The 1,821-nt window shown below is 35.0% G+C and carries 3 protein-coding genes; all 3 read left to right on the forward strand.

Annotated elements, in window-relative coordinates:
• The first annotated feature begins 71 nt into the window (after window positions 1-71).
• The 3 genes from ACFFLE_RS07945 (at window position 72) to ACFFLE_RS07955 (ending at window position 1,756) form a co-directional block, all read left to right on the forward strand.
• Window positions 72-686, forward strand: coding sequence for a recombinase family protein (locus tag ACFFLE_RS07945; protein ID WP_380570605.1), 615 nt, complete (start codon window positions 72-74; stop codon window positions 684-686).
• Window positions 687-844: 158 nt separating this feature from the next.
• Window positions 845-1,102 (forward strand): hypothetical protein, encoded by a 258-nt coding sequence (locus ACFFLE_RS07950; RefSeq protein WP_380570606.1) that lies wholly within the window; start codon window positions 845-847, stop codon window positions 1,100-1,102.
• Between the two features lie 21 nt (window positions 1,103-1,123).
• Window positions 1,124-1,756 (forward strand): phospholipase A2 family protein, encoded by a 633-nt coding sequence (locus ACFFLE_RS07955; protein WP_380570607.1) that lies wholly within the window; start codon window positions 1,124-1,126, stop codon window positions 1,754-1,756.
• Window positions 1,757-1,821 lie beyond the last annotated feature (65 nt).

Raw genomic sequence — 1,821 nt, forward strand, 5'->3', positions numbered from 1 at the left:
TATCTTTTACGTTTCATATACCTACCTTAACATCTCCTTCTTTCGCGTCTAAAATCCTGGGTCCATTATAGATGGAACAACGTAAATTTGGTTACATACGAGTCAGCAGCAAAGATCAAAACGAAGGCCGTCAAAAAGAAGTCATGAAAAGTCAGGGCATTAATGAACGGGATATTTATTTAGATAAGCAAAGTGGCAAAAACTTTGAACGAGCGAATTACCAGTTACTGAAACGTATAATCCGAAAAGGAGATATCTTATATATCCATTCACTTGATCGGTTTGGCCGAAACAAAGAAGAGATTCTGCAGGAATGGAATGACCTAACGAAAAATATCGAAGCAGATATTGTGGTGCAGGATATGCCGTTACTGGATACAACACAGTACAAAGACAGTATGGGGACATTTATTGCGGATTTGGTTTTACAGATCCTATCGTGGATGGCAGAAGAAGAACGAGAACGTATTCGAAAACGACAGCGTGAAGGAATCGATCTGGCATTACAGAATGGCGTTCAATTCGGCAGACCTGCAGTTTATGTTTCAGAGGAATTTCGAGAAGTTTATAGAAAATGGAAAGCGAAAGAAATAACGGCAGTTCAAGCGATGAAAGAATCGGGAGTCAAAAAGACCAGTTTTTATAAACTGGTCAAGATACTTGAAGAAGAAACTCCCGATATTTAATAATCAAATCTCTATATAAAAAAATGCAATAAATAGAAACTATTCTTTTGTAAAAATTATGTAAATTTTCTTTATTATATTAATAATCTCAGATACCGTAAAAGTTAAAGGCACTATTTTATTATATATGGTATCTAATAATTTAAGGAGGGGGCGGAGTGAAGAAACTATTAATAGTTATCTCAATATTGAATTTAGTATATGTTTATCTTGCCGGAGTAGTAGAAGACACGAATAATTGGTTTTTAGTTTCATTTGGTGTGCCAGTTCTAACAACGTTTATTTTATTAACTTTAGGTATTATTTCTTTGATTTTTGATGAGAATGGTACAAATAAAAGAACACTTAGCATTATTATAATTGGTATCAACCTTTTACCGCTCTTTGTTGTTGCTTCAATGTTTATTTTTATCTAAAATCACTTGAGGAGACTTACTATGTTTAAAAAAATCATGCTTTTCTTTGCTATTTTTGCTGCTCTAGGAGTAATTTTAAATCTTCAAAAGGAAGCGCTTGCAAATACCGAAAGCACAGATGAGGAAGGCTTATGCATCTTAGAAGATGAACAAGCTCAAAAAAATCTGGTTAATGAGAATTACGCTTATTATGAAAAACTAATGGAATATGTCACATTGGAAAATGGGCAATACATATTTAATAAAGAAATTGCCTTGCAAAGTGGTCTCTCTAATTTTGATGTCGAAGCTGGTAAAAACTTAGTCTTGTTCAAAAACAAAGATCTAAACCAGGGAGAACAAGCTGCCTTCGAAAGTGCTAAAAAATTTGAAGAAGATTTGGTAACTACAAACGCCTGGCATAGATATGGTAATTATTGTGGATTAGGTAATTCCCCAGGTATGCCTATAGATACTATAGATTATGTCTGTCAAGCTCATGACAACTGTTATAGCAGAGAAGGATGGGGAAAATGTAGTTGTGATATAACACTTATTGGTTCCATGACTGTCCGTGCCGGAGATAGTAGTTTAACCAGTGTACAAAGAACTTTCGCCGCTGGTGCAGCTGCACACTTTGCATCAAGAGTGCAATTAGGACTATGCAAACAATAAAAACATACTAAGATTAGTACCACAGGACCCGGCCAGGTCCTGTGGTACTATTTTCATATAGTAGG

Source organism: Salinicoccus siamensis (assembly GCF_042429615.1).
Taxonomy (GTDB): domain Bacteria; phylum Bacillota; class Bacilli; order Staphylococcales; family Salinicoccaceae; genus Salinicoccus; species Salinicoccus siamensis.

Excerpts from the sequence above, each read along its gene's own strand:
- ACFFLE_RS07945 (WP_380570605.1), top strand. The coding sequence starts at position 72 with ATGGAACAACGTAAATTTGGTTACATACGAGTCAGCAGCAAAGATCAA.
- ACFFLE_RS07955 (WP_380570607.1), top strand. The coding sequence starts at position 1,124 with ATGTTTAAAAAAATCATGCTTTTCTTTGCTATTTTTGCTGCTCTAGGA.